This window comes from Kitasatospora sp. NPDC007106 (genome assembly GCF_040634455.1).
Taxonomy (GTDB): domain Bacteria; phylum Actinomycetota; class Actinomycetes; order Streptomycetales; family Streptomycetaceae; genus Kitasatospora; species Kitasatospora arboriphila.
The window spans coordinates 1-5,999 of the sequence record NZ_JBEYFP010000366.1 but is presented as its reverse complement, the minus strand read 5'-3'; the positions used below and the strand labels follow the sequence as shown (position 1 = coordinate 5,999).

Below are 5,999 nucleotides of genomic sequence, written 5' to 3'. Positions count from 1 at the left end.
GTGTTCCCGGAGGTGCCGAAGCCCGCCGCCGGCGGCGCCACCACCAGCAGCCGGCTGCCGGCCTTCTTGCCGAGCACCGCCTGGTCGAAGGCGGGCACCAGCTGGCCGCTGCCGGCCTGGTAGAGCTGCGGCTTGCCGCCGGTGTCGTAGGAACTGGAGACGTCCTTGCCGGTCGTCCAGTCCTTGGCCGTGTAGTTGACCGTCACCCAGTCGCCCTTGGCGACGGTCGCGCCGTCGCCCTCGTGCACGACGCTCACGACGAACTCGCCGCTCGGCTGGCCCTGCGGCAGGGTGATCTGGGCCTTGGAGCCGAAGTCGCCGGAGACGGTGGGCATCGGGTCCGCGGACTCCACCGGGCTCGGCACCGCGGTGGCCGAGGCGGAGGCGGCGGGCGAGGCGGCGGAGGATCCGGAGGAGCCGCTGCTGCACGCGGCGAGCACCGCGACGAGCAGGGCGGCGAGGGGCACGGCCGGCAGTCCGGCGATTCGTCGCATGGTCGCCAGCGTATGGCCCGGGGACGCCGCAGCCGGGGAGGCGCAAGCACGCACGCGAGGGGTGGCGCCCGGACCCACCCGGACGCCACCCCTCGTGGCCGCCTGTGCCCGGCGCGGGCGTCACATGCCCGCGATGAGCTTCTCCACCCGCTCGTCGACCGACCGGAACGGGTCCTTGCACAGCACGGTGCGCTGCGCCTGGTCGTTCAGCTTCAGGTGGACCCAGTCCACCGTGAAGTCGCGCCGCTGCTCCTGCGCCCGGCGGATGAAGTCGCCGCGCAGCCTGGCCCGGGTGGTCTGCGGGGGCACCGACTTGGCCTCGAAGGTCTTGAGGTCGGTGGTGACCCGGGCCGCCCGGCCCTTGTTCTGCAGCAGGTAGAACAGGCCGCGGCGGCGGTGGATGTCGTGGTACGCGAGGTCGATCTGGGCGACCCGCGGGTTGGACATCGTCATCTGGTGCTTCTCGCGGTACTGCTCGATCAACCGGTACTTCATGATCCAGTCGATCTCGGTGGAGACCTTCTCCAGGTCCTCGGTGCGGACGGCCTCCAGGGTGCGCCCCCAGAGGTCGAGCACCCGGGCCACCGTGCCGGTGTTCAGGCCCTTGCGGTCGGCGAACTCCAGCGCCTTGGTGAAGTACTCCTCCTGGATGTCCAGCGCGCTGGCCTCGCGGCCGTTGGCGAGCCGGACCTGGTGGGTGCCGGTGAGGTCGTGGCTGACCTCGCGGATCGCCCGGATCGGGTTCTCCAGGGTGAGGTCGCGCATCACCACGCCCGCCTCGATGAGGCGCAGCACCAGGTCGGTGGCGCCGACCTTGAGCAGGGTGGTGGTTTCCGACATGTTGGAGTCGCCGACGATGACGTGCAGCCGGCGGTAGCGCTCGGCGTCGGCGTGCGGCTCGTCGCGGGTGTTGATGATGGGACGGGAGCGGGTGGTCGCCGAGCTGACGCCCTCCCAGATGTGCTCGGCCCGCTGGCTGACGCAGTAGACCGCGCCGCGCGGCGTCTGCAGCACCTTGCCGGCGCCGCAGATGAGCTGGCGGGTCACCAGGAAGGGGATGAGGACGTCGGCCAGCCGGGAGAACTCGCCGTGCCGGGCCACGAGGTAGTTCTCGTGGCAGCCGTAGGAGTTCCCGGCCGAGTCGGTGTTGTTCTTGAACAGGTAGACGTCGCCGGCGATGCCCTCCTCGTGGAGCCGTCGCTCGGCGTCCACGAGCAGGCCCTCCAGGATGCGTTCGCCCGCCTTGTCGTGCGTCACCAGCTCGGTGACGTCGTCGCATTCGGGAGTGGCGTACTCGGGGTGCGAGCCCACGTCGAGGTAGAGGCGTGCACCGTTGCGCAGGAAGACATTGCTGCTGCGGCCCCAGGAAACTACGCGGCGGAAGAGGTACCTGGCCACCTCGTCAGGAGACAGACGCCGTTGTCCCCGGAACGTACACGTGACACCGTACTCGTTCTCCAGCCCGAAAATTCGGCGGTCCATGAGGCATCTTTTCTCTTCCGGGGGCATTTCGAAACCCCTTCGGCGGAGCCGAAAAGGTCACGGTGTCGCCGGCAATCCGAACACGGCGCCGCGTCAAATCCCGGAAGGCGCACGTGAATCCCGCACGGCACCGGTGGGGTGCCGTACGGGATTCACACGTGCGGGCTATTCGGCGGCGGGCGCCCCGCCCTCGGCCGCCGGCGGCTCGTCGGCGGCGGGCGCCTCGTCCTCGGCGGCGGAGGCGTCGCCGCCGAGCAGGCGGCCGAGCTGGCTGCCCAGGATGCGCTTGAACTTGCGCTGCTGGACGCGCTTGCGGTCCAGCACCGCGACCTCCAGCTGCTCCGGCGTCATGGCGCGCGGGCTGCCCCCGTTGGGGTCGCGGGCGAGGCCGTCGACGGCCAGCTTGAGGGCCTCGGTGAGGGCCATGCCGGCCCGGTGCCGCTGGCCGAGGTAGTTGCCGATGGAGTCGGCGTTGCCGCCGACCACGACGTAGTTCTTCTCGTCGACGACCGAGCCGTCCGGGGTGAGCCGGTAGATCTGGTCGTCGCCGTCGGTGCGGCCGACCTCGGCGACGACCAGCTCGACCTCGTAGGGCTTGTCGCCGACCGAGGAGAAGATGGTGCCGAGGGTCTGGGCGTAGACGTTGGCGAGGCCGCGGGCGGTGACGTCGGCGCGGTCGTAGGAGTAGCCGCGCAGGTCGGCGTAGCGGACGCCGCCGATGCGCAGGTTCTCGAACTCGTTGTACCGGCCGACCGCGGCGAAGGCGATCTTGTCGTAGATCTCGGAGACCTTGTGCAGCGCCCGGGAGGTGTTCTCCGCGACGAAGACGATGCCGTCGGCGTAGGTGAGCACGACCACGCTTCGGCCGCGGGCGATGCCCTTGCGGGCGTACTCCGCGCGGTCCGCCATGGCCTGCTGAGGCGAGACGTAGAACGGTGTGGACACCGGCGGTCGTCCCCTTCTTCCTGGGTGGGTGGCGGACTAGAGCAGCGGGGCCTGCGGCCCGTTGGGGTGCTCGCGGCGGCCGGCGGTGATGGACATGGCGATCTCCGACACCTCGTCGTCGCCGAGCCGGCGGAAGCCGTCCTCGGTGATCAGCGAGACGATCGGGAAGATGCCGCGGGCCAGGTCGGGGCCGCCGGTGGCGGAGTCGTCGTCGGCGGCGTCGTAGAGCGCCTGCACCGCGAGGGTGGCGGCCTGCTCGCCGCCGAGGTCGTCGCGGTAGAGCTTCTTCAGCGAGCCGCGGGCGAAGACCGAGCCGGAGCCGGTGGCGGCGAAGCCGCGTTCCTCGGAACGGCCGCCGGTGACGTCGTAGGTGAAGATCCGGCCGCGCCCGAGGTCGAGGTCGTAGCCGGCGAAGATCGGCACCACGGCCAGGCCCTGCATGGCCATCGCCAGGTTGGACCGGATCATGGTGGTGAGCCGGTTGGCCTTGCCCTCCAGGGAGAGCACGGCGCCCTCGATCTTCTCGTAGTGCTCCAGCTCCAGCTGGAAGAGGCGGACCATCTCGACGGCGAGGCCGGCGGTGCCGGCGATGCCGACGGCGCTGTACTCGTCGGCCGGGAAGACCTTCTCGATGTCGCGCTGGGCGATCACGTTGCCCATGGTCGCGCGGCGGTCACCGGCGATCACCACGCCGCCGTCGAAGACCGCGGAGACGATGGTGGTGCCGTGCGGCGCCTCGAGCACGCCCTCGGGGAGGCGGCGGTTGCCGGGCAGCAGCTCCGGCGCCTGGCGGCCGAGGAAGTCCATGAACGACGAGGACCCGGGGGTCAGGAAGGCGGCCGGTAGACGCCCGGTGCCACCAGTGTTGGCTTCCACACGATTCCTTCCGTGTTGACGGTCAAGCAGTCGGTCGAGCAGCTGATGTCCGGACCCTACCCGCGTCGGCGCCCCTTGATCCACACGATCGGCGGCGCCGCTGCGGGCGGTGGGAGCAGAGCGCGCTGCAGGCATGCCGTGACACACCTGCAGCGCGGTCTCCGCGGCGCGGTTTCAGGAAGGGAATGCCCCCTCCTACTCGCCGCCCTTCTGCACGAATCCGCGGACGAAATCCTCGGCATTCGACTCGAGGACCTCGTCGATTTCGTCCAGGACGGCGTCGACGTCGTCGCTGAGCTTTTCCTGGCGCTCCTTCAGGTCGTCGGAGGCCTGCGCCTCTGCGGACTGCTCCTCGACCTCTTCGGAGGAGCGGTTCGCCCGCTGCTGGCCGCCGCCGGTGTCCTTACCAGCCATTTCCCTCACCCCGCTCGCTCTGTGTGGTCAGACCCTATCCGCCGGGTACGGCATTCGCGCCCGGTTTACGTTCAACGCTCGGCGCTCACCGGAATGATTCCCCTTCGGCGGGGATTTCACCCCAGGTGATCGAAGAGTTACCCTCCGGACAGTACACGAACCAGATCCTCGGCCGTCCGGCAGCGGTCCAGGAGTTCCTTGACGTGGCTCCTGGTGCCGCGCAGCGGCTCCATGGTGGGCACCCGCTGCAGCGAGTCGCGGCCCGGCAGGTCGAAGATCACCGAGTCCCAGGAGGCCGCGGCGACGTGCTCGGCGTACTGCTCCAGGCAGCGTCCGCGGAAGTACGCCCGGGTGTCCTCCGGGGGCTTGGAGACCGCGCGGGTGACCTCGTCCTCGGTGAGCAGGCGCTCGAACCGGCCGCGGGCCACCAGGCGGTTGTAGAGGCCCTTGTCGGCCCGTACGTCGCTGTACTGCAGGTCCACCAGGTGCAGCCGGGGGTTGTCCCAGTCCAGCCCGTCGCGCTGGCGGTAGCCCTCCAGCAGTTCGCGCTTGGCGATCCAGTCGAGCTCCTTGGACAGGCTCATCGGGTCGCGCTCCAGCCGGCCGAGCACGTCCTCCCAGCGGGCGAGCACGTCCATGGTCTGGTCGTCGGCGTCCTGGCCCCAGCGGTCCTCGACGTACTTGCGGGCCAGCTCGCAGTACTCCATCTGCAGCTGGACGGCGGTGAGCTTGCGGCCGCTGCGCAGCTGGAGGAGGTGGGTCAGGCCCGGGTCGTGCGAGACCCGGTGCAGGGTGCGCACGGGCTGGTCGACGGCCAGGTCGACGGCGATGAAGCCGTCCTCGATCATCGCCAGCACCAGCGAGGTGGTGCCCAGCTTGAGGTAGGTGGAGATCTCCGAGAGGTTGGCGTCGCCGATGATCACGTGCAGTCGGCGGTACTTCTCGGCGTCGGCGTGCGGCTCGTCGCGGGTGTTGATGATCGGCCGCTTGAGGGTCGTCTCCAGGCCCACCTCGACCTCGAAGAAGTCGGCGCGCTGGCTGATCTGGAACCCGTTCGCGGAGCCCTCCTGGCCGAGCCCGACCCGGCCGGCGCCGGTGACCACCTGGCGGGAGACGAAGAACGGGGTGAGGTGGCGGACGATGTCGGCGAACGGCGTCGCCCGCTTCATCAGGTAGTTCTCGTGGGTGCCGTAGGAGGCGCCCTTGTTGTCGGTGTTGTTCTTGTACAGGTGGATCTTCTGCCCGTTGGGCAGTTCCAGGGCGCGGGCGGCCGCCTCGGCCATGATCCGCTCGCCGGCCTTGTCCCAGAGCACCGCGTCGCGGGGGTTGGTCACCTCGGGCGAGCTGTACTCGGGGTGCGCGTGGTCCACGTAGAACCGGGCGCCGTTGGTGAGGATGACGTTGGCGAGGCCGATGTCCTCGTCGGTGAGCTGGCTGGCGTCCGCCACCTCGCGCGCGAGGTCGAAGCCGCGGGCGTCGCGCAGCGGGTTCTCCTCCTCGAAGTCCCAGCGGGCCCGGCGGGCCCGGTGCATCGCCGCGGCGTAGGCGTTGACGATCTGGGACGAGGTGAGCATGGCGTTGGCGTTCGGGTGGCCGGGCACGGAGATCCCGTACTCGGTCTCGATGCCCATCACGCGGCGTACGGTCATGCGGCCCTCCTTGCCCGTAGTGGTCCTGTGAGACGCGCCGTCCGGCTGCGGGGCGGGGGGGCACCGCAGCCGGACGGAGGGTTCGCGGTCCGTAAAGGTACTGAGATCGGAAGGTCGTCGTGTAGGGGAAGAGTGGGGT

General features: G+C 70.1%; 6 protein-coding genes. All 6 read right to left on the bottom strand.

Annotated elements, in window-relative coordinates; all coding sequences use genetic code 11:
• Positions 1-494: FKBP-type peptidyl-prolyl cis-trans isomerase (locus tag ABZ641_RS23530; RefSeq protein ID WP_359984613.1), on the bottom strand; the 494-nt coding region annotated here is incomplete at its 3' end.
• A 120-nt stretch (positions 495-614) separates the two neighbouring features.
• A complete protein-coding gene (gene pafA, locus ABZ641_RS23525; protein ID WP_030274214.1) occupies positions 615-1,976 on the bottom strand; it encodes a Pup--protein ligase in 1,362 nt (453 codons plus the stop codon).
• A gap of 165 nt (positions 1,977-2,141) precedes the next feature.
• Positions 2,142-2,921, bottom strand: a complete 780-nt coding sequence (prcA, locus tag ABZ641_RS23520) for a proteasome subunit alpha (RefSeq protein WP_344621597.1) — start codon at positions 2,919-2,921, stop codon at positions 2,142-2,144.
• Between the two features lie 36 nt (positions 2,922-2,957).
• The gene (gene prcB, locus ABZ641_RS23515; RefSeq protein ID WP_344621596.1) at positions 2,958-3,797 is read right to left on the bottom strand and encodes a proteasome subunit beta; all 840 of its coding nucleotides are present in this window, start codon (positions 3,795-3,797) and stop codon (positions 2,958-2,960) included.
• Positions 3,798-3,992: 195 nt separating this feature from the next.
• Complete coding sequence (locus tag ABZ641_RS23510) at positions 3,993-4,211, bottom strand: ubiquitin-like protein Pup (protein WP_030274209.1); 219 nt, start codon at positions 4,209-4,211, stop codon at positions 3,993-3,995.
• Between the two features lie 137 nt (positions 4,212-4,348).
• Positions 4,349-5,860, bottom strand: coding sequence for a depupylase/deamidase Dop (gene dop, locus ABZ641_RS23505; protein WP_344621595.1), 1,512 nt, complete (start codon positions 5,858-5,860; stop codon positions 4,349-4,351).
• Between the last annotated feature and the right edge of the window lie 139 nt (positions 5,861-5,999).

Excerpts from the sequence above, each read along its gene's own strand:
- dop (WP_344621595.1), bottom strand. The coding sequence starts at position 5,860 with ATGACCGTACGCCGCGTGATGGGCATCGAGACCGAGTACGGGATCTCC.
- pafA (WP_030274214.1), bottom strand. The coding sequence starts at position 1,976 with ATGGACCGCCGAATTTTCGGGCTGGAGAACGAGTACGGTGTCACGTGT.
- ABZ641_RS23510 (WP_030274209.1), bottom strand. The coding sequence starts at position 4,211 with ATGGCTGGTAAGGACACCGGCGGCGGCCAGCAGCGGGCGAACCGCTCC.